12 protein-coding genes are annotated in these 18,538 nt (G+C 51.9%); 6 read left to right on the plus strand and 6 right to left on the minus strand.

Features of this window, described 5'->3' with window-relative positions:
• The first annotated feature begins 2 nt into the window (after nt 1-2).
• From moaA to ACO064_RS23950, 3 genes are all read left to right on the plus strand, one after another.
• Nucleotides 3-983, plus strand: coding sequence for a GTP 3',8-cyclase MoaA (moaA, locus tag ACO064_RS23940; protein WP_421829724.1), 981 nt, complete (start codon nt 3-5; stop codon nt 981-983).
• A 502-nt stretch (nt 984-1,485) separates the two neighbouring features.
• Nucleotides 1,486-3,906: an ABC transporter permease gene (locus ACO064_RS23945; RefSeq protein ID WP_421829725.1), complete on the plus strand. Its 2,421-nt coding sequence runs from the start codon at nt 1,486-1,488 to the stop codon at nt 3,904-3,906.
• 116 nt (nt 3,907-4,022) lie between these two features.
• On the plus strand, nt 4,023-4,547 hold the full coding sequence (locus ACO064_RS23950; protein WP_421829726.1) for a DinB family protein: 525 nt from the start codon (nt 4,023-4,025) through the stop codon (nt 4,545-4,547).
• A gap of 145 nt (nt 4,548-4,692) precedes the next feature.
• Here ACO064_RS23950 and ACO064_RS23955 read toward each other — a convergent pair whose 3' ends face one another.
• The 6 genes from ACO064_RS23955 to ACO064_RS23980 form a co-directional block, all read right to left on the minus strand.
• On the minus strand, nt 4,693-6,366 hold the full coding sequence (locus ACO064_RS23955) for a serine hydrolase domain-containing protein (RefSeq protein ID WP_421829727.1): 1,674 nt from the start codon (nt 6,364-6,366) through the stop codon (nt 4,693-4,695).
• A gap of 94 nt (nt 6,367-6,460) precedes the next feature.
• Nucleotides 6,461-7,291 (minus strand): helix-turn-helix domain-containing protein, encoded by an 831-nt coding sequence (locus ACO064_RS23960; RefSeq protein WP_421829728.1) that lies wholly within the window; start codon nt 7,289-7,291, stop codon nt 6,461-6,463.
• A gap of 134 nt (nt 7,292-7,425) precedes the next feature.
• Nucleotides 7,426-7,995 carry a type 1 glutamine amidotransferase domain-containing protein gene (locus ACO064_RS23965; protein ID WP_421829729.1) on the minus strand — a complete coding sequence of 190 codons (570 nt, stop codon included), beginning with the start codon at nt 7,993-7,995 and terminating at the stop codon, nt 7,426-7,428.
• Nucleotides 7,996-8,048: 53 nt separating this feature from the next.
• Nucleotides 8,049-9,542 carry a serine hydrolase gene (locus ACO064_RS23970; RefSeq protein ID WP_421829730.1) on the minus strand — a complete coding sequence of 498 codons (1,494 nt, stop codon included), beginning with the start codon at nt 9,540-9,542 and terminating at the stop codon, nt 8,049-8,051.
• Entirely contained in the window at nt 9,542-10,615 is a 1,074-nt protein-coding gene (gene bla, locus ACO064_RS23975) for a class A beta-lactamase (protein WP_421829731.1), read from the minus strand. Before bla ends, ACO064_RS23970 begins: the two co-directional genes overlap by 1 nt.
• Nucleotides 10,616-10,733: 118 nt before the next feature.
• Nucleotides 10,734-11,942, minus strand: coding sequence for a cystathionine gamma-synthase family protein (locus ACO064_RS23980; RefSeq protein WP_421829732.1), 1,209 nt, complete (start codon nt 11,940-11,942; stop codon nt 10,734-10,736).
• 120 nt (nt 11,943-12,062) lie between these two features.
• Between ACO064_RS23980 and ACO064_RS23985 the strand changes: the two genes are divergently transcribed.
• From ACO064_RS23985 to ACO064_RS23995, 3 genes are all read left to right on the plus strand, one after another.
• Complete coding sequence (locus tag ACO064_RS23985) at nt 12,063-15,185, plus strand: SusC/RagA family TonB-linked outer membrane protein (protein WP_421829733.1); 3,123 nt, start codon at nt 12,063-12,065, stop codon at nt 15,183-15,185.
• 24 nt (nt 15,186-15,209) lie between these two features.
• On the plus strand, nt 15,210-16,625 hold the full coding sequence (locus tag ACO064_RS23990) for a SusD/RagB family nutrient-binding outer membrane lipoprotein (protein WP_421829734.1): 1,416 nt from the start codon (nt 15,210-15,212) through the stop codon (nt 16,623-16,625).
• A gap of 627 nt (nt 16,626-17,252) precedes the next feature.
• On the plus strand, nt 17,253-18,374 hold the full coding sequence (locus ACO064_RS23995) for a fatty acid desaturase family protein (RefSeq protein ID WP_421829735.1): 1,122 nt from the start codon (nt 17,253-17,255) through the stop codon (nt 18,372-18,374).
• Nucleotides 18,375-18,538 lie beyond the last annotated feature (164 nt).

Genomic DNA, 18,538 nt, shown 5'->3' on the forward strand with positions numbered 1-18,538 from the left:
TAATGATTTTCGACAACCACAATCGCCCCATCACCTATCTCCGCCTGGCCGTCACCGATCGCTGCAATCTGCGGTGCTTTTACTGCATGCCGGAAGAGGGGATCAAGTACCTGCCGAAGAGCCAGTTGCTGACGTATGAGGAGATGGAACGGCTGGTGCGGGTGCTGGCCCGGCTGGGGGTGTCGAAAGTCCGGATTACCGGCGGAGAACCGTTCGTCCGAAACGGGCTGATGGATTTCCTCTGGCGACTGAAAGCCACCGAAGGCATTGACGAACTGAACATTACGACCAACGGCGTGCTGACCGAACCGCTGGTGCCGGAACTGGTGAGGCTGGGAATCGGTTCGGTGAACCTTAGCATCGATACGCTCGATCGCGAACGGTTTCGGCAAATCACCCGGCGCGACGAACTCCCCGCTGTGCAGGGAACGCTCAACGCCTTGCTGGAAAACCAGATTCCGGTGAAGCTGAATGCGGTGGTGATGGAAGGAAAGAACATCGAAGACCTGCCGCTCCTGGCCGAACTCACCCGCGACCATCCCGTTGACGTACGGTTTATCGAAGAAATGCCGTTCAATGGCGAGGGGAGTCACTACCCGGTTTTGAACTGGACCCACCGGCGCATTCTCCAGGAATTGCAAGCTTTGTATCCGGGTTTGCAACGGCAAACCGATTCGCCGTTTTCGACCGCTGCGACTTACCGGATTCCGGGTTATCAGGGAACGCTTGGGATCATTGCCGCTTTCACCCGCACGTTCTGCGGTACCTGCAACCGCATCCGCCTGACCGCGCAGGGAACGCTCAAAACCTGCCTGTACGACAACGGCGTGCTCGACGTACGGGCGTTGCTCCGGTCGGGCGCAACCGATGCCGACCTGACAGCCGCTTTCCTCAAAGCCTTCGCACACCGCCCGAAAAACGGTTTTGAAGCCGAGCACGAACGCGGCCCGGTTACGGAATCCATGTCGACGATCGGCGGGTAATGGAATTCAGTCTGGCAATTGCCCTTTAAAACCGCTCAGTTTTTTTCAATCCATTACGTTTTGCGTCGAACAAGTCGCGTAGCGACTCAATGTTTGTAGCCCGCAGATTGCCGTTTGTTTTCGGTCGCGTAGCGATCAAACCAGTTTGCCGATTTGTTCGGTCGCTACGCGACCATGTGCCAGGTTGAAAACCGCATGATGCTACAAACATTGGGTCGCCAGGCGACCAAGGAGGCTTTAATACTTTAGGGGATTCTTTTCAATGTAAATAATGGCAACCGGCTTCCACGCAATTCACGGAACAACTCTGTTTGTCCGAAATTTCTTTTCCTGTCCGTAAATGGACACTGGTTGTCCGCTCAGGGACAAGCCAATGCAGTAATAAAACCGGTCATTGCCATTCATCGATCTATGTTGCCTTTGATGTATTAGGTATTACATAGTACCTGTTATTGCCTAAAATTTGTTTGACTATTTGCAAACCATATACGTACTATCTCTCATGATTCGCAACTACTTCAAAATTGCCTGGCGGAATCTGGTCCGCAACCGCGCTTTTTCGGCTATCAACATTGTCGGTCTGGCGTTTGGTCTGGCGTCCTGTCTGCTCATCAGCCTGTATGTGCTGGACGAGTTAAATTTTGACCGGTATCATGAAAAAGCGGATCGGATCGTTCGTGTCATCTTCCGGGGCACCGTTCAGGGTGGAAAAATGAACGAATCGCACGTGATGCCACCGACTGCGCAGGCCCTCAAGGCGGATTATCCGGAGGTGCTGGAGTCTACCCGTTTGCGGCAGGCGGGGTCACCAACGGTGGTGCTGGGCGACCAGAACTATACCGGTGACCAGATGGCGTTTGCGGACGCCAATTTCTTTCAGGTCTTCACGCTGCCTTTCCGGAAAGGTGATGCCAGAACCGCCCTGGTGGAACCGAACACCGTGGTTATTTCGGAGCAACTGGCGGCTAAATATTTTGGAAAAACCGACCCCATTGGTAAAACCCTGGCGTTTAAAAACGCGTCTTCGGTTTTTAAAGTTACCGGGGTCATGGAGAAAATACCGGCGAATTCGCACTTTCACTTCGACCTGTTTGCTTCGATGGCGAGTTTCGAAGACGCAAAATCACCATCCTGGATGATTTCGGAGTTTTTTACGTACCTGGTGCTCCCGGAGGGCTACGATTACAAACAACTGGAAGCGAAACTGCCCCAAACCGTCGAAAAATACATGGGGCCGCAACTCAAGAAGGCGATGGGCGTGAGCATGGCCGAGTTCCGCAAGGGCGGCAACGAACTGGGCCTGTACCTGCAACCGTTGACGGACATTCACCTGCATTCGGATTTTGCCTACGACCTGGGGAATAACGGCGATATCAAATACGTCTATATTTTCGGCGCCGTTGCCCTCATCATGCTGCTCATTGCCTGCATCAATTTTATGAATCTCTCGACGGCGAGTGCATCCAAACGGGCGCGGGAAGTGGGCGTTCGGAAGGTGATGGGCTCTCAGAAGAAGGAACTGGTCTGGCAGTTTTTGCTGGAATCGATGCTGTTGTCGTTCATTGCCCTGGTGCTGGCCAGTCTCTTTGCGTTTGCCGCGCTACCACTATTTAACAGCTTGTCTGGCAAGAATTTAAGCTTGCAGCTTGATGCGGTTCCTACGTTGTTGCCCGGTATTTTGCTGTTCGGCCTGTTGGTTGGCGTTCTGGCGGGCAGTTACCCGGCTTTTTTCCTGGCGTCGTTCAAACCGGTTTCGGTCTTGAAGGGCAAATTTACGTCCGGCAAAAAAAGCATTGGGTTGCGGAGTGGGCTGGTGGTCGTTCAGTTTTTCATTTCTATTACCTTAATGATCGGAACCACGGTTGTGTATCAGCAACTGAGTTACATCCAGAACAAGAAGCTGGGCTACAACAAAGACCAGGTGCTGGTTTTACCGGATGCCTGGGCGTTGGGGAATAATCAGGAGGTGTTTCGGGATGAACTGCTTCGGGACCCGCGCGTGGCGACGGTCAGTTCGTCCGGTTATTTGCCGGCGGGGCCATCCTACAACAACAACTTCATGGTGTATCCCGACAACCAGACCACGCAGTTTGTAAAAACGCTGCGGTATGATGTCGATGCCAATTACATTCCGGCGCTGGGGATGGAGATGGCGGCCGGTCGGAATTTTTCCAGCGATTTCGGAACGGATTCGTCGGCGGTCATCCTCAACGAAACCGCAGCGGCTCAATTGGGCTGGAAGGGAAATGCCCTGAACCGGACGATCACCAATATGAACAATGAAGGGAATAAAGGCACTTACCGCGTGATTGGTGTCGTGAAAGATTTCCACTTCAAATCCTTCCACGAGCGCATTTCGCCCCTCGTGATGGTGCTGGGGAAGGGGGCCGGAACGATGATCGTGAAAATAAAAACCAACGATGTTACCGGTTTATTGGCGAGTATGAAAAATCAGTGGGATGTGTTTAAACCCGAACAGCCTTTTTCCTACTCGTTTCTGGACGAACGATTCAATGATACCTACAAAGCCGAGCAGAAAATTGGTCAGATTCTGGGTATTTTTGCCGGTTTGACCATTTTCGTGGCCTGCCTGGGTCTGTTCGGGCTGGCCACTTTCACGGCGGAACAGCGGACGAAAGAAATTGGCGTCCGGAAAGTGCTGGGTGCATCGATCGGCAGCATCGTCGGGCTGCTTTCCAAAGACTTCCTCAAACTGGTGCTGATCGCGCTGGTGCTGGCTGCGCCCGTTGCCTGGTACGCGATGAGCCAGTGGCTTCAAAGTTTTGAGTACCAGGTGTCCATCGCGTGGTGGATGTTTGCGCTCGCCGGTTTGCTGGCGATTGGGGTGGCCTTGTTCACCATCAGTTTTCAATCCATCAAAGCGGCTTTGATGAATCCGGTGACGAGTTTGCGGGGGGAATAAGCATTTAAAAGAGAAGGGAGACAAAACCATTCTATAGGCTGTCTTCTTCGCATCATTTTAATAATCGGTGCTTTAATCGTGTCAGGTGGCAGTCCAGCTTTAACTTCTTCATTTAAATGACAGAAATAGAAATCTTAATCAACCAAACTTCGAATGCTTACGAATGGACAAACAAGCTCCTCGAAGCCGTTCCATTCGACAAGTGGGAAATCATTCCGGATATAGTTGAATCCAACATCAGTTGGCAAGTTGGACATTTGATTATCAGTCATTACTTCCATTCCATTATGGTTATCAGAGGACATCAAATGGATATCCTCCAAAAGCTTCCAATTAAGGAATACAGTGACTATTTTACAGTATCAGCCCCTATCCTTTCAGTTGGAAAAACACAATCAATCACACTGCTCCAGGATCTAAAGGTCATTCAGCAAAAGTCGATAGATATCTTAACATCGCTATCAGTTTCAGAACTAAACAGCCCGCTTGAGCCTACCCCCACACCCCACCCAATTGCAGTAACAAAATTTGAGGCAATTGATTGGAATATTAAGCATACCATGTATCACTGCGGACAGATTGGTATGCTCAGACGCGTTGTGGATCAGCGTTATGACTTTGGCCTGAAGCTATCCAAATGAGCAGGAGCCCAGATGACACCGCTTGATTATAGAAGTATGAATTAATTTTTATCAGTGAACATTTGTCACTGAACCAACATGCTGGGCTTTCTAAACGGGTGTTTGTCAGGTGCAGTCGTGCTTATTACCAATGCGATTCGAATGGTTATGGCTTTCCGGCAATTGCTTTCTGGTTTTTAATCTTGACAAAATCTATATGATAGGCACGCTGGGTGTTCACTTCCAGTGACGTGACTTCGTGGTTGCTTCCTCGCTTAAAGAATAGATCGGCTTTGAGATCACACGGAGCGATAAAGCCATCGACAAAGTAGTTGATTAGCCCGCATTCACCCCCCGACGCGAAACGGGCCATGAGTTTATTATTCTTTTTCGTGATTTTTACCCACGCACCTACTTCTTTGGAGTAGTAGTTGCCCACATAGCTTTCTGAATGAATCGGATTGATAAGGGACATGTCGGTTTTATGATAGCGCATCGGCTCCGAAGAGGGTGGGTACACGACAAGTTCTTTAGTCGTATCAAAGGACAAAAGAATATCATGAAAACGAAACAACTTTTCAGTAATCGGTTTCAATAAGGTGCCTGATAATAAGAGGCCCTGTGGTCCTAATGAAATATCCACATCACGGGCACTGTGACTGCTTTTGTAGAGTCCAACATAGCGGTTCAGCTTTTCGATATTGACTGCCGTGTTTTCGACTTTTTCTTTTTCTTGTGGGGGGGAAAGGTAGGTTGGCCCCACCAGTATTCCGGCAACTTCCAGGGCGGGGTCTCTTCCCGTCGTATCCAGCATGGAAGTATTACTGAGCCAGGCGATGGATAGTCCCGTATCCGGTAAACAAATCAGTTTGGCGCGGTAACCAGCCGTCGCTCCACCATGTTGAAAAACCCGTTTTGTAGAGCTTCCTTCAATAAATAATCCTGCAGCATACGTATTGAAAACGAGGGTGCTGGTTGAATCCAACTCAATTTGTTTAGACAGTAATGCGTTGCCGCCCAACCGAGCACTCAGGTAAAATTCACTCCATTTTAGCAGATCTTCGGCGGTCGTTAGCAAGCCGCCTGAACCGTGGATATTATTTTCTGGCATCGACTTGCAGTAACGGCCGTCCTTTATGTCATAGGCGGTGCTGCGCATTGGAACCACTTCGGTATAGTCGTTGCGCCATTGGGTATGAGTCATCCCCGCTGGTTGAAAAATAAATTTCCCGGTAAAATCGGCAAACGATGACCCGCTTACTTTTTCGACGAGTATAGCCAGCAGAATATAATTGGAATTGCTGTATCGAAATTGCTCTCCTGGAGGGCTATTCAGTTTTTTCTGTCGGCAAATAATCTCAAACACCCGTCCATTATCGAGTATTCTTAGAGAATTTGGCCACCCTGCCAGTTCAGCTACATCTCCCCATTCACGCAATCCACTGGTGTGATGAATGAGATGTCTGATTCGAATGGGACGCTGATAGACAGGTAACTCGGGAAGATATAGGTTGACAGGGTCATCTAAGGTCAGTTTGCCTTGTTTCTCCAAGAGTAATATAGCCGCAGCGGTGAATTGTTTGGAAACGGATCCCGCTTCAATCCGGGTCTCGGTTGTCATCGGAACACGATGTTCAAGATCAGCAAGTCCCCAGGCTTTGGAGTAAACCACGCGCCCTTTCAGGCTTATGGAAAGTTGTCCACCCGGCTTATTTGGGCTATAAAAACGAAGTGCGCTGTCAATGCTGGCCACCTTGTCGTCGTTAAAACTCACTATTTCTTGCGCATGGATCTGGAAAGCGATAAAACACAAAATGAAAATCAACCTTTTTGATGACATAGCTACTATCTGTATATAAAAGAATATTATATAACAATGATAGTAAATAATTCATCCTTTGCAAAGCATTTGCAGGCATTATTCATCATCTCCCTCAATAAAACCGCCCGGTTTTGCTGATACAGACGTTTCCCTGCGCCAGTTGTTTCAAAAACTGCCGGGGTGTCAAACCCAGGTAATACTGAAAATCTTTGATGAGGTGGCTGTGATCGTGATACCCAAACGTCAGCACCAGATTGAGCCAGTCCGGGGGGTGCGGATGCTGTTGGATTAGAAAATTGAGGAGGTTTCGGAATCGGAGAAACCGGGTTAGTTCCTTGGCCGAATAACCCAGGTGCGATTGAAACCGCATCTGAATGCTCCGGGCCGAAACCTGCTGCGTTTCGGCCAGTACCTTGATTGGATCGACGACCGCATTCCGAAAATAGGGAATGCTTTCCCGCAAGGAAGCTGATGCGGCATCGGTCGGCGCAACGAACGTTACGGCATAGGCATTGAGCAACGAGATCCGGTCTGCCAGTTCAGACAGGAGAGTCAGTTGCTCCCAAAGTTCCGAAAAGCAATTCTTGTTGAGCAAAACGTCCGGATCGTGCCAATCGCCAGCTTTGAGTTCCTGCATCGATACGCCCAGAAGCCGGTAAAAACCGTCGAGTGTAAAGTTCACGACGATCAGATCGGTCCCGGCGGGCAGTTCATACGTCAGCATTTTTTGCAGAGGCCCCAGCACGGCGGTTTTCTGAATAACATAGGTTACATTGCCCAAAGCAATCGGAATGGCCGGACCCAGATTGAACGCCAGCAACATCTCGTAGTTGGGCATTAATTGCAACGTGACCGGTTGCTCTTCCGGAGAAAGCTGTACGCAATAATAATGGCTGAATACCGTCGCCAGCCGTTCGTCGGCATCAATAAGCTGACTGTTCATGCGCGAAGTAAACGAACAATATGGCAAAAAGTGCAAGGAGTGGTCAGATAACGGCAACACTAACGGCAACACCCGTCAGGTTTTCAAAACCTGACGGGTGTTGCCGTTAGTGTTGCCGTTATCTGGTAAACCGCTTACGCGTGTTGGCCCGCGTGAGCGCCTTCGCGAATCTCTTCAATCATTTTTCGATTAAACGCCGGAATGTCGTCCGGTTTCCGACTCGTGACCAGGCCCTGATCGGTGACCACTTCTTCGTCGACCCAGTTTGCCCCGGCGTTGATCAAATCCGTCTTGATAGACGGATACGACGTTATCGTACGGCCCTGCAAAACATCCGCTTCGATCAGCAGGATCGGAGCATGACAGATGGCCGCTACCGGTTTGTGTTCCTCAAAAAAGTGCCGGACAAATTCGACGGCTTTTTTCTCCAGCCGCAGGTGATCGGGATTCATGACCCCGCCCGGTAGCAGCAAAGCGTCGTAGCTGTTGGCGTCGGCATCGTCCAGAACCACATCGACGGCGAACGAATCGCCCCAGTCGGTCATGTCCCAGCCTTTTACTTCACCGCCTTTCGGCGCGATCAAATGCGTTTCGGCACCGGCTTCCTGCAGTGCCTTCCGGGGCTCCGTCAGTTCGACCTGCTCAAATCCTTCGGTCAGCAGAATCGCCACTTTCTTTCCCCTCAATTTTTGCTGATTTTCCATGATTACGTTGAGAATTGGTTCTGTCTATGTAACCCTGAAAAAGGAAGAAGGTTTTATTCTTTCCGGAAATCCATTCCTCCGAAAACCAGCGAATCGACCTTGCCCGAATTGCCCAGACTGAACCGGGCCAGCGCCTTGCCATACCACGCTTTCTGGTAGGAGCCATAGAACGTGTCGAAGTGCCAGTGTGCCAGCGTAGCGTTCAAAGCGTTGTCGTTGATGTTGAAAATCAGTTGGTTATCGACCAGCGTTACTTCGGCTTTTCCGTAGAGCGGACTGGTATATTTTCCGGCGTATTCCCTCAACGGCAACGACGGAGACGTGTTGGCGACCCGCTTTTCCTGAAAGGCCCGGGCGGCCTTTTTTCCTTGTTCCTTCAAGTTGCCGTACAACGTCTTAAATTCGGTATTCCAGTCACGGTTGCCACCGAGCGCGAAGAAGTCGAGGGTTTTGTAGAGCAGCACATGCCGCACCTCGGCGTGGTCGTAATTCCCGAACACATACACGCCCAGTTTTTCGTCGGGTAACTGCCCGGTAATGGCCGTCAGTCCGCCTAAACTTCCGGTATGAAAATTGACTTTGTGGCCCCGGTAATCGTGCTGATACCAGCCCAGTCCGTAGGTCAGCCAGTTGGGTTTCAGGATTTGCATGGTCGGGTATTCATCGTCCGGCACCATGGCCTGCGGTTTGAAAATCTCCGCCCAGGTTTGCGGTTTTACCAGACGACCACCGCCGTATTTGCTGCTGTCGAGCATGCAAATGATCCACTTGCTCATGTCATCCACCGACGACCAAACCGCGCCCGCCGAACCGATTTCACTATCCGCGCCGTAGTCGATCACCCGAATGGTATCGTTGACATTGTAATGTGGTTTGGTCATGTTGGTGCTTTTGCTCAGACCGCGTTTGGGGGCGGTTTGGGTCATGCCCAGCGGGTTGAAAATGCGTTCCTGCATCACCTCCGACCACTTTTTTCCGGTCAGCCGTTCGATGATCCGCCCGGCGGCTGAATACATGATGTTCTGGTAAATGAAGCCGGACCGGAGTGAATAAGACGGTTTGACGTAGACCATCCGCCGGAACATTTCCTGCGCCGGAATGGTCATGGCCCCCGTGAAAAAATCGGTGCTTCCAATGCCGGTATTGTGCGTCAGCAGGTCACGCACCTTCACTTCCCGCGTCAGATACGGATCGGAGAACTGGAGTTCCGGCAGGTATTTGTAAACCGGATCGTTCCACGACACCTTGCCTTCATCGACTAACATGCCCATCAGTGTTACTGTCATGGCTTTGGTCGTGGAGGCACAGGCGAATAAGGTTTGTGTGTCGACGGGTTCGGATTTGCCCAATTCCCGGACACCGTAGCCCTTCTTGAAAAGCACCTGATTGTCTTTCACCACCGTGATGGCCAGTCCGGGAACGTCCCATTCCTTACGAACCGCTTCCACGTAGGCATCAAATTCCTGCAGTTGTCTGGCCGTCGGTTTTTTCTGTGCAAAGGAGGTCAGAACGTTCAGGACGAGGGCGATGATCGCGAAGGTCTTCATTACCGAATGGATTGAACCGGCGGCTGAAACAGGAAATAATCGTAAACCGTGCGGCTCAGGTGCGCAATGGTCTGTTCCCGTTCGGCCGCTGCCTGCGATGATGCCGTGATGAAAACCGCAATGACAATGTGACCCGCATCGCCCGGGAGGGTGATGATGCCCACGTCGTCGGTGGCACTGGAATTCAGCGAGCCGGTTTTGTGGGCCACCACGGTGGCAGGGGGCAGGTAGCCCTTGATGCGAGCCAGCCCACCCCGGCAGCGTTCCATCACGGCCAGCAGCAGATCGCGGCTTTCGGGCTTGAGGGCTTTGGCCTGGTAAATCTGGGTCAGCAGATTCACCATCGCTTCGGGTGTTGAGGTGTCGCGCGGGTCTTGTTCCAGTTTTAAAGCCGCAGCCCGGCGGGTTTCGGGCGTAGTCGTTGCGCCAAGTTTATCATAGAAACCGACTGTCCATTGGTCGGAGGGCGGCAAAGTGACGCCCTCCAAATCCGCAATCAGTTCGACGATGGTCCGGTCGACCGACATGCCCTGAATGCCCAGCGCTTTCAGCCGCGCCCGAACCGGTTCGACGCCCCCAACCAGGTTCAGCAAAATGTCCGTTGCGGAATTGTCGCTGATTACCATCATCAGTTCCAGCAAATTTTCCACCGAAAGCTGAACGCCCGGTTTGGCAAACAGCGTTTCCAGCGTGCCGCTGCCCGGATGCAGATCGGAAGGTTTCAGATCCACCATCGTGCGCAGGGAAAGTTCGCCTTTTTCGATTTTGGTTAGCAATTCCACGGCAATCGCCACTTTCACGGTGCTGGCCATCGGAAACCGCTCCTGAAGATTCATACTCACCTGCTGGCCGGATTCGAGGTGAACTGCACAGAGGCCGACTTTGCCTTTGGCCAGTTTGGCAATGCGTTCCAGTTCCTGATTGAGTCGCTGCTCAACGATAAGGGAGGTTGGCTGGACGGCGGGCTCCGGTTCTTTTTTTGCTTTTTTGTACTGGCTGAAACCGGGTGTGCTGACCAGGAGCATCACCCAGAATAGAAAAAGATGGGTTGGGAAGGATAGCGGTTTTTTCATGAGTAGAAAGTGGGTTGAAATTGCCCCTAAGTTGCCCCGTTCCCCTAAAGGGGACTTTAAGCATCCGGCTTAAGCTGTGTCCAAGTCCCCTTTAGGGGATTTAGGGGCAAATGTTGAGTTATATACGTTCTTCCTCCAAAACCGTCTCTAGAGCGGCCAGCGCCTGGCTCAGATCGCTGATTAAATCTTCGACGTTTTCGATGCCGACCGAATACCGGATCAGGCTTTCGGGAATGCCAAGCTGGGCGCGCTGGGCCTCGGTCAGTTCAACGTGACTCGTCGTTCGGGGCGGCCCGGCGAGGGTGCTGACCGATCCGAGACTGGCGGCCAGGTGGACAAATTGCAGCCTGGTCAGGAACGTTTTCACATCCTCATAGTTTCCGTGGAGCGAAAAACTCATGACCCCGCCAAAACCGGCCATTTGTTCGCGGGCGATGGCATGTCCGGGGTGGGTTTCGAGTCCGGGATAAAACACGTCGCTGACTTTGGGATGGGCTTTCAAAAACCGGGCAATTTTCAGGGCCGACGCGTTTTGCCGTTCGATCCGGAGTTCCAGCGTTTTCATGCCGCGCGCAATGAGGTATGCCGGATCGGCCTGCAGGCTGGCGCCGTTGATTTCCCGAAACCGGAATACTTTTTCGACCAGCTCCTTCTTGCCACACAGCAGCCCGCCCATCGCGTCGGAATGTCCGCCGAGGAATTTGGTGGCACTGTGAAGCACCAGATCGGCCCCTAGTTTCAGCGGATTCTGGTTGATGGGCGTTGCAAAGGTATTATCCACCACCACCACTGCGCCGACTTTATGCGCTGCTGCTGATAAACGCTTGATATCGACCATTTTCAAGGTCGGATTGGTGGGTGTTTCGAGGTACACCAGCTCACAGCCTTTGGCAATTTCGGCTTCCATCGCTTCGTGGTTTCCGGTTTCGCAGAGCGTCACGTTGATCTGGTAGGAGGGCAGAAAATCCAGGAAGAGTCGGCTGGTGCCGCCGTAGGTATCCTTGATGGAAACCACCCGTTTTCCGGGTCCTAACAGCGCAAACAGCGTATTGCTGATGGCCCCCATGCCGGTGGCAAACGAGGTGGCGGCTTCGGCACTTTCCAGAATGCGGATTTTCTCTTCCAGTACGTGAACCGTCGGATTGGTGTTCCGGCTGTAGATGTGGCCCTCGGTTTTGCCCGTGGCGACGTCATACCATTCGTCGAGGTCGTGATAGGCAAAAGCGACACTATTGACAATCGGCGAGGTGGTGGCGCCTTGATAGAAACGCTCGGTCTCTCCAGCCCAAACGGAGGCTGTACCTTTATTTTGTTTAGAAAAATCCATTAATAATTCCGTAAAGAGCAAAATATTCTACGTTGAATAGCAAAAATTGCAAAATTTTGGATAAATGTTAAACTTGCCATGAGAATAGTTTTTTAATCATTTTTTAACTTATGAGCGTGTATGAAGGAATTACTACGAATCTACCTGGGAATGGCGTTGCTGTTCTGCTCGTCGATTACGCTGGCACAGCAAGTGGAAATAAGTGGGCGGGTGACGAGCGACGGAGACGCCGAAGCACTGCCGGGTGTTAACGTCTCGGTGAAAGGTACGACAACCGGAACCTTAACCGATGTGGATGGTCGGTACAGTCTCCGCCTGAGTGCCGGAAATACCGTGCTGGTTTTTAGCTACATCGGTTTTGAAACGCAGGAAATCAAGGTTGAAAACCGCCGGAGCATCAACGTTTCTCTGCGGCAGGACAGTAAAATGCTGAACGAAGTCGTCGTAACGGCTTTGGGGATCAGCCGGGAGAAAAAGGCACTGGGCTATGCCTCACAAAGTGTCAATTCGGAAGAACTGGTGCAAAACCGGCAACCCAACCTCGTCAATGCCTTGCAGGGTAAAGTGGCCGGGGTTACGATTTCGAGCACGGGTGGGGCCCCCGGCCAGGGCGCGCGGATTCTGATTCGGGGCATCAACTCGATCGATGTTACCCGCGACAACCAGCCGCTGTTTGTGGTCGATGGCGTTTTGTTTGACAACAGCACATCGACCGGAACCACCAATTCGGGGGCCGAATCCCGGGGCATGACGAACCGGGCGGCAGACATCAACCCCGACGACATTGAAACGATCAACATTCTGAAAGGTGGAGCGGCCACGGCCCTCTACGGGTTGCGGGGCGCCAATGGTGTGGTGGTGATCACGACCAAATCGGGCAAAACCGGGGCGCTGAGCGTCAACTACAACAGCACGTTCGGCGTCGAAAACGTGAATAAATTTCCGGAAGTGCAGGATAAATACACCATCGGTTATTCGGGCGTTTACAATCCACAGGACTTTTTTCCGTCGTGGGGACCCACCGTGGCCGAAGCCATCAAGATCGACCCGACACACCCGCAGAAACTCTACAATCACTTTCGGGATGCCTACCAGACCGGAAAACAATACCAGAACAACCTGTCTTTTTCCGGTGGGAATGAAAAAATTACGTTCCTGTCGTCCATTGGTCACCTGAAACACGAAGGGGTGATTCCGTTCACGGATTTCAATAAACTGTCGATCCGACTCAACACCAATGTTAAATTCAGTGACAAGTTCACGACCAATGCAAATTTAAACTTCATCAACTCCGGGGGAGACCGCTACAACGCTGATCGCTACAGCGAAAGCCTGAGCTACTGGTCACCCCGCTACGACGTTCGGGATTACCTCAATGCGGACGGTTCCTACAAAACCTACGGCAACGATAATCCCCTGTATGGTGCCATGACGAATAAACTGCGGGACAACGTAAACCGCCTGGTGGGTGGACTGAATTTTGTCTATGCTCCGCTTAAATGGCTGACGCTGAACTACCGCGTCGGGCTGGATACCTACTCGGAAGATCGCGAACGAACCGCGCCCGGCCCGTCGGGCATTGCCAATGAGCGTGTTTATGGAGACAACGTGCTGGGCTTTGTTTACCAATACCATACCAATTTTCGGGCGATTACGTCGACGTTTGCCGCCAGTGCCACGACCAAATTTGGCGAAAACCTGAACGCAACCCTGCGGGTGGGCCATGATCTCTACGACCGCCAGATCCGGAGTTTCGGGGCGGAGGGCAATGAATTGACGGTGTATAATTACTTCAATCTGCGCAATGCCAAAACGATCACGCCCAGCCAATCCGAAGAAGATTACCGGCTGATGGGCGTTTTTGGTGAATTGACGATGGATTACAAGGATTTCCTGTTCCTGACCCTGACCGGTCGGAATGACATCACGTCGTCGTTGCAGGCCCCCAACAATTCGTTCTTTTATCCGTCGGTAAGTCTGGGGTATGTGTTCTCGCAGCAGATGAAGCTGCCAACGTTCATCACGATGGGCAAACTCCGGGCTTCGTACGCCCGAATCGGGAAAGATGCGGCCCCGTATTCCACCATCACCGGCTATTCGGCCTACGCCAGCCTGCCCGCCGGATCGACCGGTTTTACGCGGGGCGCGTTGCTGGGTGACCCAAACCTGCGCCCGGAATTTACGGACACCTACGAAGGCGGTCTGGAAATGAGCTTCCTGAACAACCGGCTCGGCCTGGATCTGACCTATTACCACTCCGTTAGCAAGGATCAGATTATCCAGGTCGATGTGACGTCATCGACGGGGTATGTGAAAGCCGCCATCAACTCCGGATCGATGCGGAACAAGGGCATCGAGGTGATTCTGCGGGGAACGCCCATCCGGAAAGGCAAGCTGAACTGGGATATCAACCTGAATTTCTCGGCCAACCGCAACAAGGTGCTGAGCCTGCGCGACGGTCTGACGGAAATCAACTACGCATCGCAGTTTGGGTATGCCAGCTCGACGGTGACCATGAAGCTGATTCCGGGATACGCCTACGGAAACCTCTACGGACGTACCTACAAACGGTATTATGCCAATGCCGCGGACGAAGTTCCGGCGGTTTTCGACAAAGACCGGCCCGTTGTGATTGGGGCCAATGGCTTCCCGGTGATCAGCACGGCGCAAAAACTGATCGGCAATTCGCAGCCTGACTGGATCGGTGGTATCACCAACACGGTACGGTACGGGGATTTCTCGCTGTCGGCGCTGGTCGACGCCCGCGTGGGTCAGGATCGTTACAACCAGTTGGACAACTTCTTCTCGGCCTTCGGGATTGCCAAATACACCGAGGATCGCAACGATACCAAAGTTTTTGAAGGGGTGCTGGCCGACGGAACGCCGAACACCAAAGCCGTGTGGCTGGGGCAGGGAGTAGGGCCGGATGGCGTCAACTACACCAACGGTTTTTACCGGAACGTACACCGGGGTGTGTCGGAAAATTTTATCGAAGATGCTTCCTGGGTGCGGCTTCGCTCCGTGAGCCTGTCGTATAGTTTACCCACAACGGTGCTGAAAAATACGTTCATCAAAAATGTTCGCTTTACCGTGACAGGGAATAACCTGGCTTTGTGGACCAAATACACCGGCTACGATCCCGAAACAAGCTCGACCAACAGCGGCAGCAACGTCGATGGGTTCACCGGGTTCACGTATCCGGCCGTCCGCAGCCTGCTGTTTTCCCTGAACGTCGGTTTTTAAGCTTCATCTTTATTCCTGAATATCATGAAATTCAACCATAAAAAACTAGTTCCGCTGCTGACTTTTCTGCTGATTGGGCTGGGAGGCTGCAAGGATTATTTTGAACTGAAGGAGAATCCGAACCTGATCGGTAATCCACCCCTGGCTTCGCTGCTGTCGACAACGACGCACAAAACCGCCCTCAATTCGCAGCGGGTTGCCAACACAACGTCCTATTTTGTGCAGTACCTCGCCAACCCCGGAACGGCGGGCTCGACGGATACCTACCAGATTACGGATTACACCGCCACCTGGGATGCGGTTTATTTCGGCATGGCCGACCTGTATGACCTCAAAAAAAAGGCGCAGGAGCAGGGCAGTTCCGAATACGTCGGTGTGGCCAATGTCATGCTATCGTATCACCTGACGCTGATTGCCGATATTTTCGGGGATGCACCGTTTTCCGATGCCTTTACCGGAACGACGCTGACGCCGAAGTATGACACCGCCGAAACGCTCTACACGACGGCCTTGACGTTGCTCAACGAGGGCATCACCGAACTGGCCAAAACCGATTCCAAGGTGAAGCTGTCGGCCGCCAACGATGTAATTCACAAGGGGAGCACGGCAGCCTGGATCAAAACCGCCTATGCCCTGAAAGCCCGGATGCTGAATAAGGTATCGAAAACGAGCACCTACAAACCCGCCGACGTTCTCGACGCGGTGGCGAAGTCGTATGTCGCCAATGCCGATGATGCGCAGATGTCGACATTCCTGCTGCGGAATCCGTGGGCGCAGGTGGCCCGCAATAACGCGCAATTACTGCTCGATGGCTGGCTTTCCGACCAGTTGGTTAATCACCTGAACGGCGTAACCTACGGCGTTGTCGATCCGCGGATTGAGAAGATTACGGACAAAACCGTGAACAACGACTACAAGGGAACCCGGAACGGTCAGGGCAACGTCGGTGGAAACAATACGGTCAAAGACGAAAATTACATTTCCCTGAACTCCCCGCTGACGGGCGATGCCTCTCCGTTGTTGATTGTGACGTTCGCTGAAATGAAGTTTGTGGAGGCTGAAGCCGCTTTCCGGGCGGGTGACAAGGCGCGGGCTTACGCGGCTTATCTGGCCGGTATTACGGCGAATATGGACAAATACGGTGTGGCTGCGGCCGCCCGCGATGCTTATCTCGCCAATCCGGCGGTTGGCGTCGGCTCGTCGGCTTTGACGCTCGATCTGATTTTCAAGGAAAAATACGTAGCCACCTACCTCAACCCGGAAGCCTGGAACGACGCCCGGCGTTACGATTACAAATACAAAGGATTCCGCCTGCCGCTGAATGCCGCCCTGCCGACGTTCATCCGGAGAGCCGCCTATCCGAACGGCGAAAATTCGAAAAACGGTGCCAACGTCCCGGATGAAGTGCCGCTGTCGACGCCACTCTGGTGGGATAAATAAGGTTTACGGTATTCGGTTTACGGTTTACGGTGGCTGACGCAAGCTTTGGAACGCGTCAGCCACCGTAAACCGTAAACCGAATACCGTAAACTATAAACCGTAAACCACAAACTAAACCCCAACCCGGCTTCGTTTTTAGGAAGATGGGGCGGAGTTTAGCTGGTTATGTGCAAAATAACTGAGCTATTTTCCGGACTTTCAGAACTTGTTAGCAGATTACAACGTAGTATAGAAAGCATATGATCTGGATTGGCGTTCTTCGCTTGTTCCATTCCACTCCTCTTCTTTTTTATCTATCAACGGTGCCATCAAAACCAATTCCGGGCATTGTTACTCCTAAAATTGGCTGTAAATATTTTTTTTATATTTTTACGCGACTGTCAACCAGAAGGGTAATTCCGAATAGGCTTGATATTTCCTGTGAGAAGTCTGGCCGAAAGGGTCAGAACACCTTGTCTTCAAATTCGAACAGGTATTGCTTAGCAACAAACGGGATATTCTGAAGCGCAAAACCGATGGCAAAATGCCGTCACGGGTTCACTCTATTAAATCAGGTAAGGGCCGACCAACCTACCTTATTATTTTAAAATATTCTGGAAATCGGCCAAATTTTATAACAACTAGTCTATGGTAACGCCACTCAAGTTTAATACCACCAATCGTTCCCCGTTTTTCTCTACCGTTCGTCAGCGTGTCAATGCGTATTTCAAAGACAATAACCTTTCTCCCAACGCCAACGGCGCGATGTGGGGCAAAGCCATTTTCTTCCTGACTGGCTATGTGGGGCTTTACGCGCTGATTCTTTCGAACCAGTTTGGATTGTGGACGATGCTGGGTATGGCTATTTTACTGGGTATGTTTGCGGCTTTCATCGGTTTCAATGTTTCGCACGATGCCATTCACGGTGCCTTTTCCTCAAAAGGCTGGGTAAACCGGTTGCTGGCGTCCAGTTTTTACCTGATTGGTGCCAATCCTTACGTCTGGAAAATGACGCATAACGTCGTTCACCATACCTACACCAACATTCCCGGCCACGACGAGGACATCGAAATTGCACCGGGTCTGATCCGCGTGGATGTCGATGAGCCGCTCCGGCCCTGGCAGCGCCATCAGCAGTGGTACTCGTTCGCCCTCTATTCGCTGGCTTCGCTTTCTTGGGTTTTTCGGAAGGACTATCTGAAATTTTTCAAGAAAACCATCGGCCAATGTGATAATACGAACCATCCCCGGAAGGAATACATTACGCTTTTTGCAACCAAATTTGGCTATTACATCGTCTTTATCGTTATCCCGTTGCTGGTGCTGGATCTGACCTGGTGGCAGTTTGTCATCGGATTTTTATTGATGCACATGGCCGAAGGGCTGGTGTTGGGGTTGGTTTTTCAGCTAGCACACGTCGTAGAAGGCACGGCCTTCCCGGTGCCGGTCGAAGGTGTGGGCATTCAGGAAGCCTGGGCCGTTCACCAGATGCGGACCACGGCCAATTTTGCACCCAATTCGCCCATTGCGGCTTTTTTCTGCGGAGGATTGAACCGCCAGATCGAGCACCATTTATTTCCGAAAGTGTGCCACATTCATTATCCGGCCATTACCGCGATCGTGCGGGACACCGCCCACGAATTCGGGTTGCCCTACATCGAAAATCCGACGTTCTTCACGGCGCTGGCGTCACACTACCGGCTGTTGAAAAAACTGGGTCGGGAGCCCGTCAAATCGCCAGCGTCCGCACCCGTGGGCGTTCCCGTGTAGCTCTGGTATTTTTCAGAATCTTGAAGCCCTATTTTCTATAATGGCCACTGTCTCACAGACTTTCGTCTCTGGGACAAACCTAAATGGATTCCGGCGTTTTTTCGCAACGGGGAAGTCGCTTTCTTTGCGGACAAATTGTACGGAAAACTCACCTTTAGGTTCCT

This window comes from Larkinella sp., from assembly GCF_965227735.1.
Taxonomy (GTDB): Bacteria; Bacteroidota; Bacteroidia; order Cytophagales; family Spirosomataceae; genus Larkinella.